This is a genomic window from Polymorphospora rubra (assembly GCF_018324255.1).
Taxonomy (GTDB): domain Bacteria; phylum Actinomycetota; class Actinomycetes; order Mycobacteriales; family Micromonosporaceae; genus Polymorphospora; species Polymorphospora rubra.
On record NZ_AP023359.1, the window covers coordinates 3,027,471 to 3,043,588 of the forward strand.

A 16,118-nucleotide genomic window follows, 5' to 3' on the forward strand; every position below is an offset into this window, starting at 1 on the left:
TCAGTCGAAGAACACCATCCTGACGATCGCCACGGTGCCGACGACGACGATCATGGCGCGCAGAAGTCGTGGCGAGAGTTTACGACCGAACCTCGCCCCCGCGAGGCCGCCGAGCGTGGCGCCGGCAGCGATCAGCGCGACCAGCTTCCAGTCGACGGAGTCCCAGGCGACGATCATGAAGGTGGCGGCGGCCACGGCGTTCACCGCCGTCGTCAGGAGGTTCTTGACGCCGGTGATCGCCTGGAGGCTCTCGGCGGTCAGCACGCTCAGCAGGCCCACGACGAGGATCCCCTGCGCGGCGCCGAAGTAGCCGCCGTAGATGCCGAGCACGAAGACGCCGGCGACGACCGCGGCCAGTCGCCGGGGGCTGAGTGTGCCGCCGTCGTCCGTACCCAGGCGACGCCGGGCGGCGCGGCGCTGCATCGCCGGACCCGCGACGACCATCAGCAGGCCGGCCGCGATGAGGGCCGGGACGATCGCCTTGAACGCGCTCTCCGGCAGGACCAGCAGCAACAGGGCGCCCGCCGTCCCGCCGAGCACGGAGGCGGGCAGCAGGCTCCTGAGCAGCGCCCGCTTTCCGACGAGTTCGTGCCGGTAGCCGTACGTGCCCGAGATGCCCCCGCCGACCAGGCCGATGTTGTTGGAGATGTTCGCGACCAGGGGCGGGTAGCCGAAGAGCAGCAGGGTCGGGAAGGTCACCAGGGTGCCCGAACCGACCACCACGTTGATCATCCCGGCCCAGAACCCCGCGACGAAGATCGCGACGAACTCCACGGCGGTTTCCACGGCCCGATGATTCCAGGCCGGCCGGGCGTGGGCGCCGCCCGAGCCCGTCGACCCGCCGCCGGCCGGCGGATAACCGGATGTGCCGGCGGAGCGGCTTCGATACGTTGCACCGCATGACGACGATGCTGGTGCAGGTCGACCTGCGGTCGGCCAATCGCTATCTGACCTGTTGGGTCGAGCCCCGGACCGCCGTCGGAGACCAGATCACCCTGCGCAACTCCGACGAGCCGAACCGCCGGTGGGACGTGCTGCGGGTCGGGGTGCCGCAACCGGTCAGCGCCATCAAGCGTGGCTGGAACAACAACATCTGATCGGGCTCAGGCACGGGCGGCCGCCGGCGACGGTGGCCGCCCGGCCGTTCCATCCCGTCCGACCGGTCCGGCCGCCCAGCCTGTGGTGATCAGCAGCAGCGCGGCGATGTACGTGGTCATCACCAGCAGGTGATGCCCGGGCAGCGTGGTCCCGGCGGCGCCCAGCCCGATCACCAGGTCGGAGAAGAGGAAGAGCGCCCCGCCGACCGCCGTACGGCGCGAGACCCCGGTCGCGGCGGCGGCCATCGCGCACAGCGCGAGACTGTAGCCGAGGATCGGCAGCCGCAACGGGCCCAACGCGCTCCACAACAGAGCGTTCGCGGTCACCCACAACGCGGCGTAGCCGAGCAGCGCCGCGAGCGGCGGCCGGCCGCGCCGGACGAACGCGACCAGGAAACTGATCTGGGTGCCGAGGAAGAACCCCATCCCGGCGAGGAACGCGGTCTGGCCGGACATCAGCAACGCCACGTCGCCCGCCGTCGCGAAGACCAGGCCGACCGCGACACCGTCGAACCGGCGTCGTACGGTCCACAGCCAGGCGAGCAGCACCGGCGCCAGCAGCGGCTTCGCCAGCCACTGGAGCACCGGCAGGTCGAGCACGACCCCGAGCAACTCCACGGCGACGACCGCGCCGAACAGCCACATCATGCCCGGCTCCGCTGCCTCGAAGCGGCGGGATCGGCCACCGGCGCGGTGAGCAGTTCCCGCGCGTGCTTCGCCGCCGCTGTCGCCTGGCCGGCGACGATGGCCGCGGCGAGCCGGCGGTGCCGGGCGACGTCGAGCAGTTCGGCGGCCCGCCACTGCGACGGCACCGCGCCGGCACCGACGAGACTGTTGAAGGCGAGCAGATAGGCGGTGTTGCCGCTGCCCTCGACGATCCGCCGCCACAGCGCCGTGTTGGCCTCGGCCATGCCCGGCAGATCGGGCGCCAGTTCGGCGTACCCGTCGACCGCGTCGCGTACCGCCGCCCTGGCCCGCGGCGTACCGCGTTCGGCGCACAGTCGGGCCGCGTCGACGCCGACGCAGGCCCGCATCTCGAGCAGGTCGCGGACCAGCGTGCCGACCGGTAGCGCGTTGCCCGACCCGGGCAGCGACAGGATCAGGTCGAGTCCGGCGTGCTCGCGCCAGTCCAGCACCCGGGTCGCCCCGCCCTGGCTGACCCGGACCAGGCCGAGTTGTTGCAGCCGGCGTAGCGCCTCCCGGACGGCGTGCCGGTTGACCTCGAAGGCGGCGGCCAGCTCGCGCTCGCTCGGCAGGGCGTCGTCGGGTCGGTATCCGCCACTCACGATCGCGTCCCGCAACTGCGCGAAGACGTGGTCGGAGATCGGACCGCGGGGGACGGGCTCGAACGCCATGGTCCGGGAGTCTGGCAACGGATCAACTGACCTGTCAACTGGTTGGACCAGTTCGGGTGTCGTAGAGGCCTTCGCCCGCCGGTACGATCGGTCCGGGTCGACGCGATCGGGAGGTTGCCATGGCCACGGTGGTCGTCATCGGGGACGTCGGCGGACATGCCGAACAGTTGCGCCGAGCGTTGCTCGAGGTCGGTGCCCACGAGGCCGGCCTGGCCCTGCCCGACGACGTGATCGTGGTGCAGGTCGGCGACCTGGTCGATCGTGGCCCGGACAGCACGGGCGTCCTCGCCCTCGTCGACGGCTATCTGCAGAACCGGCCCGACCGCTGGATCCAGTTGGTGGGCAACCATGATGCCCAGTACCTGCCCGACGGCGTGCCGTTCTGGCCCGAGCCGGTCAGCCCGGACGACGCGAGCATGCTCACCTCGTGGTGGGAACAGGGCCGGATGGACGTCGCCGCCGCCGTACGCACAGCCGACGGAGACGACCTGCTGATCACCCACGCCGGACTCACCGTCGGCTGCTGGCGGGAACTCGGCGAGCCGATGACCGCCGCGTCCGCCGCACGGCTGCTCAACGGCCGACCGGACCTCATCCGGCGCGGCGGAAGCCTGGCGGTGGACCGGATGGCGGGTCCACTGTGGGCGGAGACGGGGTGGGAGCTGGTCGAACCCTGGATGGATCACCACCATGCCGGTGGCTTCGTCCCGTTCGGGCAGGTGCACGGGCATTCCGCCCTGGTGCGGTACGAGGACCGGACCTGGCGGTCACCCGGGCGGGTGCGCCAGCGGGCGACCGTCGACTGGGAGGCCCGCCATGTGCGGGTACGGGTCGGGGGCCGGGTCTTCACCGGGATCGACCCCAAACACGGCCGGTACGGCGCTCCGACCTGGCGCCCCCTCGTCCTGCCCGGAGCCGAGTTGCTCACCCCGGTCGGGGCGACCGCCCGGCCGACGGACTGACCCCGCGTTCCGCCGGGGGGCCGCCCGGCCGGCGTGATCAGTGCGGGAACGCGCGGGGCGTACGGTGGGCGATCTCTTCGCGGAACTTCTCGATGCGGCTGGCGACCTGCCGCATGCCGACGGTGTCCTCGAGCCGGTCCAGATAGAGCGAACGTCGGGCCAGGACGTCGAGCTGGAAACTGAAGTAGATGGCCATGAGCGGGTTGATCAGCAGCGAGCTGCCGCGGGTGCGCCGGGTGAAGTGGAGGTCGCCGAAGTCGCCCCGGGTCGCGGCGGCGATCTGGCCGTTGACGATGCTCGGGCGTAGCGGGGTGGCGGCCTGGGCGGCGGCGACCGCGTCCCGGTAGAGGACCGCCTCCCGGCTGTTCCCGGGAATCGACAGTGCGCCGAGGTAGCCGCCTTCCCGGTCCAGGGCGGCGATGTTCTCCAGCACCTGGGTGTGGTTGACGCCGTGGTAGGCGTCGATGCCGAAGCCCAGACAGCTCACCAGTTTCACCGGCACGGCGAGCCCGGCGGCGGCGGCGAGGCTGGTCATGTCCTCCATCGGGGTGCCGAGCCCGGACTCGTCGCCGCGCAGGAGGATGTCGGTGCCGCCGTCGACCAGGACGACCGCGTCGATCCCCAGGTGGTCGACCAGATGCCGGTACGCCGCCCGCAGCGGTCGCACCCCCGTTCGGGGGAAGGCGTAGACGGTGTCCGGCAGGTTCTGTTCGGCCAGCCAGCGGGCGAGCGTGCGTTCGGGGAAATAGTCGTCGAGGCCGACGGTCTTCGGGGTGACCGCGGCGACGTTCTCGGCCAGCCAGGCGTCGAGGTCGAGCAGTTCGAGCTGGGAGAAGGACAGGTTCGCCAGGTGGACCCGCTTTCCGGCGTCGCGCAGCGCGATGGCGAGCGGCAGTCCGGCGTACACGTCGAACCCGCCGCCCGCACCGGCGACGAGCACGCCGCTGCTGCCGGCGAGGGCGCCGATCAGCGGAGGAACGGCGAGCGACGACACGGGGCGGGGACTCTCCACGAGAGCCCATGGTGTCGGCCGGACCGGCCCGGAGCAAGACCCCCTGGCCGGTGCGGGCAGCGGAATCGTGGCAATTTCGGTACGTGAACAAATCGATCGAGATCAATTAATTGCTTATTCGGATCGACCGTCCATAACATTTATCCGCCGTCGGCACCCGTTTCTCGGAAGGAGCCCTTTGTGAAGAGCGTCATCCGTACCGGTTTCGTGGCCATGACAGTGGCCGTGCTCGCGTTGGTCGTGGCCGCTCCGGCCTCGGCGGCGACGGGTTCGTGGACCGAAAGCCGCTCGAAGTACAACATCTACTTCGACGGCGGTTACGCCACGATGTATTTCTCGAAGCCGCAGTCCCAGGTGCCGAACAACACCTCCATCACCGGTACGACGGTGTACGTCACGCCGTACACCAACGGTCGGACCACCGAGACGATCACGATCTGCTACCGGCAGCAGTACGGCACCTCCGACTGGGCCTGTACGGCGCCGCAGGACATCACCACCGCCACGACGATTCCGGTGTCGTTGTTCAACGGTCAGAGTGCGCGGGGGCAGTCCACGTCCGACACACGCTCTACGGCGGCACCTATCCCACGACCGGTGGGTCCGCCCAGGACACGGTCACGGTGAACTACTCGTACTGATCCGGTCGGGCCGGGGGCGGCCGCCGTCCCCGGCCAGCCGGATAAAACCACTTGTCCGGGCTGCTAGACAAAGGCCATGACCTCAATACGTCCCGGCACCCCCGATGACGCCGCCGCCTACCTCGACCTGCGTCGCAAGCTTGTGCCGTGGCACCTCAGCACCGCCGAGGGCGTACGCCACCACTGGCGGTCCCTGCTCGAGACCAGCAGGGGCGCGCTGTTCGCCGTCGACGACGACGCGGGCCTGGTCGGCCTGGTGGGGTGTGGGCTGAACACCTGGACGTCCGAGTCCGGTGCCGCCAACGTGTCGCTCGTGGTCCGCCCGGACCGCCGTCGTCAGGGCGTCGGCTCCGCACTGCTGGCGGCGGCCGAGGAACATCTCGCGTCGATCGGCGCCCGTCGCGTCCAGAGCTACGCCCACGGTGATCCCGAATCGCTGGACTGGGTACGCCGGCGCGGCTACCGGACCACCGCCGAGGTGCGCTATTCCGGCGCCGTCCTCGCCGACCTGCCGCCCCAGCCCGAGCCGCCGGCCGGGGTGACCGTCGCCGCCTTCGCCGATCTGTCGCCGGAGGCCGTCTACGCGGTCGACGCCGAGGCGACCCAGGACGAGCCGAGCGCGGTCCCACTCGACGCGCTCGGCTACGACGACTGGTTCCGCGACGCCTGGCAGAGCCCCAACCTGCGGCACGACCTGAGCGTGGCCGTCCTGGTCGACGGCGAACCGGCCGCGTGCACCTTCGTCGAGGGCGACCCGGACAGCGGCCGGGTCTCGTCGGCGGCGACCGGCACCCGGCGCGCCCACCGTGGCCGGGGCCTGGCGAAGCTCGCCAAGTCGGTCGCGCTGCACCGGGCCCGCGACGCCGGCTTCACCATGGCCTACACCGGAAACGACGAGGTCAACCGGCCGATGCTGGCGGTCAACGAGTGGCTCGGCTACCGGGCGGTCGGCGCCGAGTGGGAGTGCGTACGCACCCTGCCGGCCGGCTAGGTGGCACCGGTCGGAGCGAGGGCCGCGAGCAGGTCACCCGCCTGCAGTTGACGTACCCGGGCCGGGTCGAGCCGGTCCGGGTACAGCGCGTACACGTCGGCCCCCACCGGCAGGTCGACGTCGGCCCGTACCAGGGCGGCGAAGTCCGGAGCGGCCTTCACCGGAGTGTCGTCGGCCGGCCCGTTGGTGACCAGCCGCTCGGCGAACGCGGCCACCGTCTCGCCGTCCCGGCGCCGGTACGTCCGCGGCGAGCCGCCGCGCACGGTCACCTGCCGGGTCCGGGCGGCCACCTGCCAGCAGGCGAGTTCCCACAGGCTGACCCGGTGCCCCGCGGTGAAGTGACGGTCGGCGGCGGCGCTGAGCCGGCCGATCGTCCGCGAGTAGCGCCCCACCGAATGCTGACCGCCGGCGACGGCCAGCGTCGAGTCGAGCCAGCGGACCGACGACCGGTCCAGGTCGACGACGAGCGGGATGGCGACCCGGACGTCACCGGCCAGGTCGAACCGCTGCTCGACGGCCCGCGGCTCGAACGGCCGCCCGCGGTCACCGGGTTGGGTCATCAGGCCGGCGAACGCGTCCGTCATCGCGTCGAACGGCACGTCGTTGTAGCTCAGCACCAGCATCGTGACGTACCGGATGCCCCGCCGGCGCAGGGCGGCCACGTCCAGGTCGACGAACTCGCTGGCACCCGCCGGCGGCGGCGCCGACGTGAGGTCGCCGCTGTGTACCGCATCCAGCTTCCCGAACCGCAGTCTGGTGTAGTCGCACCAACCGACGAAACCGCCACCGCCGTCGTAGAAGGACACCGACAGGTCGAGGTCGACCCGGGTGCCGGCCGGCTCGGTCCAGTGCAGGAAAAGGCGTAGCCGGCGCCCCGGCGGCAGCGGCTGGCCGCTGCCCCGCGGCAGCCGGACCAGCGCGGCGGACGCGGTCCGTTCGGTGAACGGCGCGACCAGGTCGACGAGCCCGCCGTCCAGCAGGGCATGGTCGACCGGCGGCAGGTTGCCGGCCCGCCGCAGCACCTCGGCGGTGAGCACCGATTCGAGGTCGACGGCGACGCCGGCATCGAGCCGGGGCCGGTGGTCCGGCTCCGTCCACAGTGTCGCGCTGCCGCCGCGCGGGAAGTAGAGGCGGGGTACGGCCGGCCAACTCGCCGCCCGCAGCGCACCGATCGCGGCCAGCAGCACACCGGGCGCGACCGCGGGCGCGACTCGGTCGACGGTGTCGACCAACTCCGCCGGATCGCCGGCCCGGTGGGCCACCGCGACGAGCCGGCGCACCAGTTCACCCGGCCGGGCGGCGAGCAGCGGTACGGCGTTTCCGGCCGGCAGCGCCGCCTCGACCCGGCCGGCCCAGCCGGTGACGGTGATCCGCTCACCGGGCCGGACCGCGACGCCCGGATGGGCGGTGACGACACCGGCCACGAGCCGCCCGAACGGGGTGTCGGCGTCGATCCGGGTACGCCGCAGCACGGCGAACGCGGTCGCGGCGACCGGATGCCGGCCGGCCTCCTCGAACGGGTGCAGGTTCTCCGCCATCCGCAGCCAGCGGGCACCGTGCCGGCGCAGATCCTCCACAAGGGATGCCAGCGGCAGGGCGTCGAGCCGGGACAGCAGCAGCCGTCGCAGCCGGCGGGGCAGCGACCGGCGTCGGGCCGGCGGTGTACGGAGGCCGGCGTCGGCACCGTGCAGGACGTGGAGCAGGCGCAGCACGTCGGTGGCGGTGCCGACGTACCGGTCCAGCAGGTCCGGTAGCCGGTCGGTGGCCGCCGGGTCGGTGACGGCCCGGGCGACGACGGCGGCCCGGGTCTCGCGTACCGGGATGTCGGCCGGCAGCAGGTCGAACCAGGCGGGGCCGGCGTGGTCGAGCAGCGCGTCCAGGTCTGCGCGGTCGGCCGGCGACAGCGGCGTACGCCGCCCGAGCAGCGCGGCGGTCAGCTCCCCGCACGCCTGACCGGCGTCGTCGGCCAGTTCGATGATCCGGGCCCGGCGCGGCAACGGTGGCTGCGGCCGGTGTGCGGGCGGCGGAGTCGGCCGCAGGAAGGCGTCCTCGCAGTCGATGCGGCGGTGGCAGATCGGGCAGCCGGTGTAGTCGGAACCGTCCCAGCAGGCGCCGCAGACCAGGTGGGCGCAGGGGGCCACCGGCCGGACGAGGTCGGCCGTACCGCACAGCACACACGGCTGCCGCGGCTCCTGGAGCAGCAGGGCGAAGATGCGCCGTACGTAGAGGTCGTTGGTGTCGGCCGGGATCCGGCGCGGGAAGGACCGGAACAGCGGAATGTGGGGCACGTGCGCACCGACGGCCCGGGCCAGCCCGTCGAGCAGGCCGAGCCCCAGTTCGGCGAGGCGCTCCGGCTCCTGCCCGGCGAGGTACCGGCGCAGCCGAGGCCCGGGCAGGAAACCGAGCGCGACCAGGTCCGCCTCCAACGCCACCAGGCCGGCCGCGCTGTCGGTCCGGACCCGCCCCGGCCGGACCTTGGACCGCGACAGTAGCCCGGGCGCCACCAGCCCGTGCCTGAGCAGTACGTCCGCGACGGCGCTGCGGACAGCCGGCGGGGTGGCGGTGGCGGGCATGGTGCGGTCCTCCCACGATGCGGAGAAAGAAGGCGGGGCGGAGATTGGATGCGCTAGATCTTCTTCAAAGGTAAGAGGAGAAGGAAGCACACCCGGGAGCCGCCCCGACCGACAGCCTAGGCGCCGCCGTCGACCGCTGTCGTGGCCTTTACCGCCGGCCGTGCCGCCCCGGGGCCGGGCTGCCGGACCCCGGTACGGCCCGCGCGTTCAGCCCGCCAGCGTCGGGTAGTCGGTGTAGCCCTCGTGGTCGCCGCCGTACGCCGTCGAGTAGTTCGGCGTGTTGAACGGGCCGCCGACCCGCAGCCGCTCGGGCAGGTCGGGGTTGGCCAGGAAGAGCGCGGCGTACGAGACCAGGTCTGTCGCACCCGACTCGACGAGCTTCAGCGCCTCCGGCCCGGTGTACGCGCCGGGGGTGTACGGGTTGAGGATCGACACCCCGTTCCAGCGGGCCCGCAGGATGCCGGTCAGTTCCGTGTCCGTGCTCTCGGCGACGTGCAGGTAGGCCAGGCCGAGCGGGTTCAGCGCGTCGACCAGTGCGAGGTAGGTGTCGCGGTGGCCGTCCTCGGCGATGTCGTTGAACGGGTTGGCGGGGGAGATTCGCAGCCCGACCCGGTCGGCACCGATCGCGTCGACGGCGGCCCGGGCGACCTCGACGGTGAGCCGGGTCCGACCCTCGACGCTGCCACCCCACTCGTCGTCGCGCTGGTTGGCGTTGGTCGACAGGAACTGGTGCAGCAGGTAGCCGTTGGCGCCGTGCAGTTCCACCCCGTCGAAGCCCGCTTCGACGGCGTTGCGCGCCGCGTCGGCGAACGCCCCGATCGTCTCGGCGATCTCGGTGCCGGTCAGCGGCTTCGGGGCGACGAATTCCTGCATGCCCGCCGCGCCGGTGAAGATCGTTCCGGCTGCCTTGACCGCGGACGCGCCGACCGGGTGCAGGTCCTGGTCGTAGACGGTCGGGTGGCCGATCCGGCCGGCGTGCATCAGCTGCGCGAAGATGAGACCGCCCTGCTCGTGCACGGCGTCGGTCACCGGCCGCCAGGCCCGTACCTGCTGGGTGGAGTGCAGGCCCGGGGTGTTCGGATAGCCCTGGCCGACCGCCGAGGGCTGGATGCCCTCGGTGACTATCAGGCCGGCACCGGCACGCTGGCGGTAGTAGGTCGCCATCAGCTCGGTGGGGGTGGCGCCCGGCCCGTACGCCCGGTTGCGCGTCATCGGAGCCATCACCACCCGGTTACGGGCGGTGTAACGGCCGATCTTGACCTCGTCGAACGCGCTGCTCATCTCTCGGCTCCCGTCCCTGGTGCTTCCGCACACCGCAATGCCGGATCGAGGCGCTTTATTGCCGCCCGGACGGTGACGGGCGTCACTTTGACTCCAAATCCATCGATGGACATAGCTGGACATGATCGCTAGGCTGGCGATCGTGGCGCCGGACCACCGACGGTCCCGTGCCGGTCGACCGGCGAGCGGAGGCGACGATGCGACGGACGGCACGGATCATCGTGGGTGGCGTGGCGGCCCTCGGGCTGACCGTCGCCGGAGCACCCGCCGCGGCCGCGAACCCGGTGGTTCCGCGGCACGCGGTCATCGTCTGCCAGACCGCCAGCTTCTACGAGAACTACGACTCCGCGGCCGGCCCGCACCGCCTCAAGCGGGTCCTGACGTACGGCAACAAGGTCGGCCACACCCCCGGCGCGCACCCGGTCTACAACGGCTGGGCGGCCACCTTCGACTTCGGTCCCAACGACTGGGGCTTCGTGCGCTTCGAATGCATCGGCGGATACGACTCGTGGTGAGCCGCACCACGGGCCGGAGAGGAGGACGGATGCGGATCGCCCGCGGGACGGCCGTAGCGGCGCTGGTCGCCGCCACCCTGGTTGCCACGCCGACCGCCGCGCAGGCCGCGAACGGCCGCATCGGCGTACGCGAGACCGTCTGTGCCGAGACGCTGTTCGTCCGCACCCAGCCGATCGGCGCCTGGATGGGCACGCTCCACCGTGGACAGACCTTTCTGGTCGAGGGGCCGCGCAGCGCAGGTTACGTCTACGGGTTCGCGTACGGCCACATCAACCGGCGCGGCTGGGTCCAGGACGGCTGGTTCTGCTGACTTCTTGACCTCGAGCACGCTCGAACTCCTACGGTGACATCGCACAGGACCGACGATTCCCCTGGGAGAAGGCCATGCGTTACCGCGTCCTCGGCGGCACCGGCATCGAAGTGAGCGTGCACTGCCTCGGCACCATGATGTTCGGCTACGTCGGCAACCCCGACCACGACGATTGCGCCCGCATCGTCCACGCCGCCCTCGACCGCGGGATCAATTTCGTCGACACCGCCGACATGTACTCCGCCGGTGAGTCGGAACAGATCGTCGGCAAGGCGCTGCGGGGCCGGCGCGACGACGTCGTACTCGCCACCAAGGTGCACTTCCAGATGGGTGAGGGCCGCAACCGCAGCGGGAACTCGCGGCGCTGGATCACCAGGGCGGTCGAGGACAGCCTCCGCCGCCTGCAGACCGACTGGATCGACCTCTACCAGGTGCACCGCCCCGACCACACCACCGACATCGAGGAGACGCTCGGCGTGCTGGGCGACCTCGTCCGGCAGGGCAAGATCCGCGCCTTCGGCTGCTCGACCTTCCCCGCCGAGGAGATCGTCGAGGCGCACCACGTCGCCGAACGCCGCGCCCTCGGCCGGTTCCGGACCGAGCAGCCGCCGTACTCGATCCTGGCCCGTGGGATCGAATCGTCGGTGCTCCCGGTCTGCCAGCGGTACGGCATGGGGGTGATGGTCTGGAGCCCGCTCGCCTCCGGCTTCCTGTCCGGCCGCTACCGCAAGGGGCAGCCGGTCGACCTGTCCAGCGGGCGGGCCGCGCTCAACCCGGCCCGGTTCGACCCCGCGATCCCGGCGAACGCCGTCAAGCTGGACGCCGCCGAGCAGCTCGCCGAGCTGGCGGCCGGCCTCGGCCGTACCCTGCCCGAACTGGCTGTCGCCTTCACCGTCGCGCACCCCGCCGTCACCTCGGTGATCATCGGACCGCGGACCATGGAACAGCTCGACGGGCTGCTCGCCGGTGCCTCGCTCACCCTGGACGACGCGACCCTTGACCGGATCGACGAGATCGTGCCGCCCGGCACCAACCTCTATCAGCCGGACGGCGCCTGGCGACCGCCGGCCCTGTCCGACTCCGCGTGGCGCCGCCGCCCGCTGGCCGACCGCTCCGCCGGCTGACCGGTCGGCTGCTCCGCCGCCTCCGCGATCGTCCTGATCCGCGCCAGCCGGCGGTCCCAGGCGGACGCGAGTCGCTCCAGGTCGCGGCCGACCGCGCTGAGCCTTGCCCCGACCGCCGCGAACCGCACCTCCCGCCCCACCCGCTCGGCGCGGACGAGCCCGGTCTCCTGGAGTACGGCGAGATGCTTGGCGATCGCCTGCCGCGAGACCGGGAACTCGACGGCGAGAGCCGACGCGGATGCCGGTCCCGTGCCGAGCCGGACGAGGATCGCCCACCGGGTCTCGTCGGCCAGCGCGGCGAAGACCGGGGCGAGTGCCGGATCAGCCGTCGACACCGGTGGCCAGACCTTCGAGATGCCGCTTCGCCAGGGCGAGTTCGGTGATCCAGCCCTGCTCGTTCTCCGCCAGGCGGGTACGACGTTCCCGCTCGTCGCCGGGCAACGTCGCGAACCCGCTCTCGGCGACCTTCAGTACGACGGAGTCCGGCGACGTCTCCTCGATCCAGAACTCGACGAGGGTGGACGGGGCGTCCGGCCGGTCCGGATCGGCGAGCCACCGGAAGGCGGCGTACCGGGGCTCGTCGAGGGCGACCGTACGGATGGCGAACGGGCCGTGGACGGGGTCGTGCACGATGTCGAGGTCGCCCGAGCGTTCGATCCGGTGCTCGACGATCCTGTTCTCGTTGATGTACCACCCCGGCTCCGCGATCAGGGTCCATACCCGGGCCGCCGGTGCGTCGATGTCGATCTGGCGTTCGATCCGATCGGGTTCGTCTGTCATGCGTGTGCCTCCGCGTCCATCGGTAGTGCAACCACAGGGTTGCATGGATCGGCGCCTGCTGCAACCGCATGGTTGCGGACGTCCGAGTTGGTGAACTATTGACCAATCTCGATTTAATGTGTAAGTCTCAGGACTGAGCCGCAGCGGGAGCCACGCGGCTGGCGCGGAGCAGGGGCAGCTCACCGCGCCAGCGACCGACGTCGTACTTTCTCCGCACGGTAAGGGGCTTCGATGTCCACTCTCATCCGCTCACGTATCTCACGACTCGCCCTCGGCGGCCTCGCGGTCGCCGTGACCGCCGTACTGCTGCTCGTCACCGCGCTCGCCAACTCCGCCTCCGCACACGGATCGATCGTCGATCCCGCCTCCCGCAACTACGGCTGCTGGCAGCGTTGGGGCAGCGACTTCCAGAATCCCCGGATGGCCACCGAGGATCCGATGTGCTGGCAGGCCTGGCAGGCCGACCCGAACGCCATGTGGAACTGGAACGGCCTCTACCGCGACGGGGCCGGCGGCAACCACCAGGCCGCCGTCCCGGACGGACAGCTCTGCAGCGGCGGACGCACCCAGAGCCCGCGCTACAACGCCCTGGACACCGTCGGCGCCTGGCGTTCCACCCCGATCGCCAACAACTTCCGGGTACGCCTGCTCGACCACGCCTCGCACGGCGCCGACTACATCCGGGTGTACGTCACCAAGCAGGGCTTCGATCCGCTGACCCAACCACTCGGCTGGGGCAACCTCGAACTCGTCGGCCAGATCGGCAACACCCCGGCCTCGCAGTGGACCCAGGAGGCCACCGGGGTCTCGATCCAGGTCGCCGGAAGCGCACCCGGCCGCACCGGCCGGCACATCGTCTACACCATCTGGCAGGCCAGCCACATGGACCAGTCGTACTACCTGTGCAGTGACGTCACCTTCGGCGGCACCGGCAACCCCGACCCGACGACCCCGCCGCCGACCACCGCTCCGCCGACCACCGCACCGCCCACCACCGCTCCGCCGACGACCCCGCCGCCGGCGGGCGCCTGCACCGCCACCTACCGGGTGCTCTCCCAGTGGACCGGCGGATTCCAGGCCGAGGTCCAGGTGACCGCCGGAAGCGCGGCGATCCGCGGCTGGACCGTCAACTGGACGCTCCCGTCCGGCCAGCAGGTCGCCTCGTCGTGGAACACCGACCTCACCGTCACCGGCTCCGCGGTGACCGCCCGCAACGTCGCCTACAACGCCAACCTGGGAGCGGGGGCGAACGCGACGTTCGGCCTCCTCGGATCCGGCACCCCCGGGTCCGTACCCGTCCTGACCTGCACCGCCACCACCTGATCGATCCGACTCGGGGGTGTGGGGCTCGCTGTGGACCGAAACAGTGACTGACGCGTAGTACGCACGAGGAAAGGCACTGGTGATCGTCTGCTGTTCAGCCGGTCGACACGCCCGTACCGCGACGGCAGAACAGCAGACGATCACGGCCGATCACCACGAACGCCCGGCCTCCCGGATACGATCAGGGCTGTCTCGTCGGCTGATCCGGGGGTTGCCACGATGAAGTTCTCGCCCATCATCGTCAGCCTGCCGATCGCAGACCGCGGCGTGTCGTACCGGTTCTACCGCGACGGGCTCGGCCTGGAACCCTTCGGCGAGATAGCCGAGGACGGCTATCCGGAGCCGCTGCAGTTCACCCTCAACGACGGACTGCGGATCATGCTCATCCCGACCGGCGGGTTCGGCTGGGTGATCGGCGACAACCAGGTCGCGGTCCCCGGACAGAGTGAGTGCATCATCGGCGTGGACCTCGAAACGCGGGCCGAAGCCGACAACTTCGTCGAACGGGCGCGGGAAGCGGGCGCGCGGATCGTCACCGCACCCCAACCGCAGCCCTGGGGCTACACCGGCTCGTTCGCCGACCCGGACGGCCATCTCTGGATGGTGACCGTCCCGCCGTCGTGACGCGCCACACGACAAGCTTCGGTCTGGAGCGGGCGCACCACCTGATGCAGGTGTGGGAGGCTGACCTCATGGTCACCGCTACCGCTGCGCGATCCGGCCTGGTCGGCGTGGGCTACGAGGGCCGCGACGTCGAAGAGTTCGTCGCGGATCTGAACGCCAGGGGAATTTCACGTCTGATCGATGTTCGGCTGACCCCGATATCGCGGAAACGAGGATTCAGCAAGACTGCCCTGGCGCGTGCACTCGGTGAGGCTGGTATCGCGTACGAGCATCGGCGGGAACTGGGAAACCCGAAGTCAAATCGATCTGGGTTCGCCGGCCCGGCCGAGGCGTTGGCTCAGGCACGGGCGGTCTATGCGGAACTTCTTCGCAGGCCGGAGGCGTGCGACGCGCTGGATGCCGTCGCCGTCGCCGGCCAGCGAGAGTTGGTCGCGCTGCTCTGCTTCGAGGCGGATCAGCAGCACTGCCATCGAGACGTCGTGTTGCAGGCGGTACAGGACCGGGTGGGCCCTACCGCTTAGGGGGCCAATACACCCCGAGAACGCTGAACACGTTGACCCGTTTGGCCTGGTTGCCGACGTAGAAGGCGACGTCCCGGCTCGGTGCACAGAGTTCATGGAGGAACTTCTGCTCCAGCGCCTGCCGTAGTTCGGTGTCAGAGGATCCGCGAAGACTTCGCTGGAAAGCGACGAGTTCCCAATCCAGAATGCCCTGCTCGTGGCCCTTGCAATCGACCTCGTGGCATCGGTAGCGGTAGGCCGCCCGGAACCGTGGCGCCACGAGCGGAGTACGGTCCCGGCTGTCGAGCAGGTCGAGCTGGTTGACGTACGCATCGATCCTGCGTTGCTCGTCCGGGGTCCAGCCGCCGTGAGGCGTGATTCTGATTCCGTCGATCCGGGCCGGACGAATCAGTGCCAGCGAAGGGGCGTCGGGACGGCCACGCGTGGCCCGATTGATTCTGCACATGGAGTCTTCGATGCACGGGTCGAGCCAGCGGCGTCGTCGGTCCCACGGTGGTAGATAGGTCTCGCGGGAGATCGAGTCCAGAATCGGCTTCCAGCTCTCGCGGCGTGGGTCCTGCCGGGCAGGCTTGGCGTTGATCGAGATGACCTCGTACTTGCGAAATCTGTCGTTGCTCGTCAGTTCCCGATGGTTGACCGGGTAGAGACGCACCCAACCTTGTTGCGAAGGGTCGAGGCGGAGTGCCGCCACGCACACCGTCTCCCCGTACTTTTCGGACGGGTTCGGAGCTGCCTTCACCGTGATGAGTAGCCGTAGGCGGGTGATCTTGTCGCTCTGGGGCTTCGGTGCCTGGTCAGCCTCGCCTGGGTCGAAGAAGGACAACTGCGTCACTGGGCCTCCGATCAGGAAAGGCTCTCCGTGGTTGTCTAGCTACTCCAGGTAGTTAGATTCTCATGGATGCCTAGACCTGGCCAGACCGAGGCGTATCCACGGACGTTGCCGACCGGATCCCATCCTCGTTACTCGGTGCCCAGTGGTGCGTGGGTGCCAGTACACGGGCGCTGGCA

19 protein-coding genes are annotated in these 16,118 nt (G+C 70.8%); 10 read left to right on the top strand and 9 right to left on the bottom strand.

From position 1 onward, the window contains the following. Entirely contained in the window at positions 1-786 is a 786-nt protein-coding gene (locus Prubr_RS13840) for a sulfite exporter TauE/SafE family protein (RefSeq protein ID WP_212825516.1), read from the bottom strand. 113 nt (positions 787-899) lie between these two features. Between Prubr_RS13840 and Prubr_RS13845 the strand changes: the two genes are divergently transcribed. Next, positions 900-1,097, top strand: a complete 198-nt coding sequence (locus Prubr_RS13845) for a hypothetical protein (RefSeq protein ID WP_212825518.1) — start codon at positions 900-902, stop codon at positions 1,095-1,097. Between the two features lie 6 nt (positions 1,098-1,103). On the opposite strand, the gene Prubr_RS13850 is transcribed toward Prubr_RS13845, so the two are convergent. Then, the gene (locus Prubr_RS13850) at positions 1,104-1,745 is read right to left on the bottom strand and encodes a lysoplasmalogenase (RefSeq protein ID WP_212825520.1); all 642 of its coding nucleotides are present in this window, start codon (positions 1,743-1,745) and stop codon (positions 1,104-1,106) included. Then, on the bottom strand, positions 1,742-2,452 hold the full coding sequence (locus Prubr_RS13855) for a FadR/GntR family transcriptional regulator (RefSeq protein ID WP_212825522.1): 711 nt from the start codon (positions 2,450-2,452) through the stop codon (positions 1,742-1,744). The genes Prubr_RS13850 and Prubr_RS13855 overlap by 4 nt, the downstream gene beginning before the upstream one ends. Positions 2,453-2,571: 119 nt before the next feature. On the opposite strand from Prubr_RS13855, the gene Prubr_RS13860 reads away from it, so the two are divergent. Beyond that, on the top strand, positions 2,572-3,414 hold the full coding sequence (locus tag Prubr_RS13860) for a metallophosphoesterase (protein WP_212825524.1): 843 nt from the start codon (positions 2,572-2,574) through the stop codon (positions 3,412-3,414). Between the two features lie 37 nt (positions 3,415-3,451). Here the strand turns inward: Prubr_RS13860 and Prubr_RS13865 are convergent, their stop codons facing one another. Then, positions 3,452-4,426 (bottom strand): DUF1152 domain-containing protein, encoded by a 975-nt coding sequence (locus tag Prubr_RS13865; protein ID WP_246568667.1) that lies wholly within the window; start codon positions 4,424-4,426, stop codon positions 3,452-3,454. A gap of 180 nt (positions 4,427-4,606) precedes the next feature. Between Prubr_RS13865 and Prubr_RS13870 the strand changes: the two genes are divergently transcribed. Both Prubr_RS13870 and Prubr_RS13875 read left to right on the top strand, forming a co-directional pair. Then, the gene (locus Prubr_RS13870) at positions 4,607-5,053 is read left to right on the top strand and encodes a hypothetical protein (RefSeq protein WP_212825526.1); all 447 of its coding nucleotides are present in this window, start codon (positions 4,607-4,609) and stop codon (positions 5,051-5,053) included. A gap of 90 nt (positions 5,054-5,143) precedes the next feature. Then, positions 5,144-6,058, top strand: a complete 915-nt coding sequence (locus tag Prubr_RS13875; RefSeq protein ID WP_212825528.1) for a GNAT family N-acetyltransferase — start codon at positions 5,144-5,146, stop codon at positions 6,056-6,058. Here Prubr_RS13875 and Prubr_RS13880 read toward each other — a convergent pair. After that, entirely contained in the window at positions 6,055-8,631 is a 2,577-nt protein-coding gene (locus Prubr_RS13880; RefSeq protein ID WP_212825530.1) for an MXAN_6230/SCO0854 family RING domain-containing protein, read from the bottom strand. The two genes, Prubr_RS13875 and Prubr_RS13880, sit on opposite strands and share 4 nt — an antisense overlap. A gap of 207 nt (positions 8,632-8,838) precedes the next feature. After that, positions 8,839-9,912: an alkene reductase gene (locus tag Prubr_RS13885; protein ID WP_212825532.1), complete on the bottom strand. Its 1,074-nt coding sequence runs from the start codon at positions 9,910-9,912 to the stop codon at positions 8,839-8,841. Between the two features lie 197 nt (positions 9,913-10,109). On the opposite strand from Prubr_RS13885, the gene Prubr_RS13890 reads away from it, so the two are divergent. From Prubr_RS13890 to Prubr_RS13900, 3 genes are all read left to right on the top strand, one after another. Then, positions 10,110-10,427 (top strand): hypothetical protein, encoded by a 318-nt coding sequence (locus Prubr_RS13890; RefSeq protein ID WP_212825534.1) that lies wholly within the window; start codon positions 10,110-10,112, stop codon positions 10,425-10,427. A gap of 29 nt (positions 10,428-10,456) precedes the next feature. Continuing rightward, a complete protein-coding gene (locus Prubr_RS13895; protein ID WP_212825536.1) occupies positions 10,457-10,738 on the top strand; it encodes a hypothetical protein in 282 nt (93 codons plus the stop codon). Between the two features lie 74 nt (positions 10,739-10,812). After that, positions 10,813-11,862 (top strand): aldo/keto reductase, encoded by a 1,050-nt coding sequence (locus tag Prubr_RS13900; protein WP_212825538.1) that lies wholly within the window; start codon positions 10,813-10,815, stop codon positions 11,860-11,862. On the opposite strand, the gene Prubr_RS13905 is transcribed toward Prubr_RS13900, so the two are convergent. Both Prubr_RS13905 and Prubr_RS13910 read right to left on the bottom strand, forming a co-directional pair. Then, on the bottom strand, positions 11,778-12,197 hold the full coding sequence (locus tag Prubr_RS13905; RefSeq protein WP_212825540.1) for an ArsR/SmtB family transcription factor: 420 nt from the start codon (positions 12,195-12,197) through the stop codon (positions 11,778-11,780). The two genes, Prubr_RS13900 and Prubr_RS13905, sit on opposite strands and share 85 nt — an antisense overlap. Then, a complete protein-coding gene (locus tag Prubr_RS13910) occupies positions 12,184-12,642 on the bottom strand; it encodes an SRPBCC family protein (RefSeq protein ID WP_212825542.1) in 459 nt (152 codons plus the stop codon). Before Prubr_RS13910 ends, Prubr_RS13905 begins: the two co-directional genes overlap by 14 nt. 231 nt (positions 12,643-12,873) lie before the next feature. Between Prubr_RS13910 and Prubr_RS13915 the strand changes: the two genes are divergently transcribed. The 3 genes from Prubr_RS13915 to Prubr_RS13925 all read left to right on the top strand — a co-directional run bounded on the left by Prubr_RS13915 (position 12,874) and on the right by Prubr_RS13925 (position 15,110). Next, positions 12,874-13,965 (top strand): lytic polysaccharide monooxygenase auxiliary activity family 9 protein, encoded by a 1,092-nt coding sequence (locus Prubr_RS13915; protein ID WP_212825544.1) that lies wholly within the window; start codon positions 12,874-12,876, stop codon positions 13,963-13,965. A gap of 219 nt (positions 13,966-14,184) precedes the next feature. Continuing rightward, on the top strand, positions 14,185-14,589 hold the full coding sequence (locus Prubr_RS13920; protein WP_212825546.1) for a VOC family protein: 405 nt from the start codon (positions 14,185-14,187) through the stop codon (positions 14,587-14,589). After that, positions 14,586-15,110, top strand: a complete 525-nt coding sequence (locus Prubr_RS13925) for a DUF488 domain-containing protein (protein WP_246568669.1) — start codon at positions 14,586-14,588, stop codon at positions 15,108-15,110. The genes Prubr_RS13920 and Prubr_RS13925 overlap by 4 nt, the downstream gene beginning before the upstream one ends. Here the strand turns inward: Prubr_RS13925 and Prubr_RS13930 are convergent. Next, entirely contained in the window at positions 15,100-15,942 is an 843-nt protein-coding gene (locus tag Prubr_RS13930) for a hypothetical protein (protein WP_212825549.1), read from the bottom strand. The genes Prubr_RS13925 and Prubr_RS13930 overlap by 11 nt on opposite strands. Between the last annotated feature and the right edge of the window lie 176 nt (positions 15,943-16,118).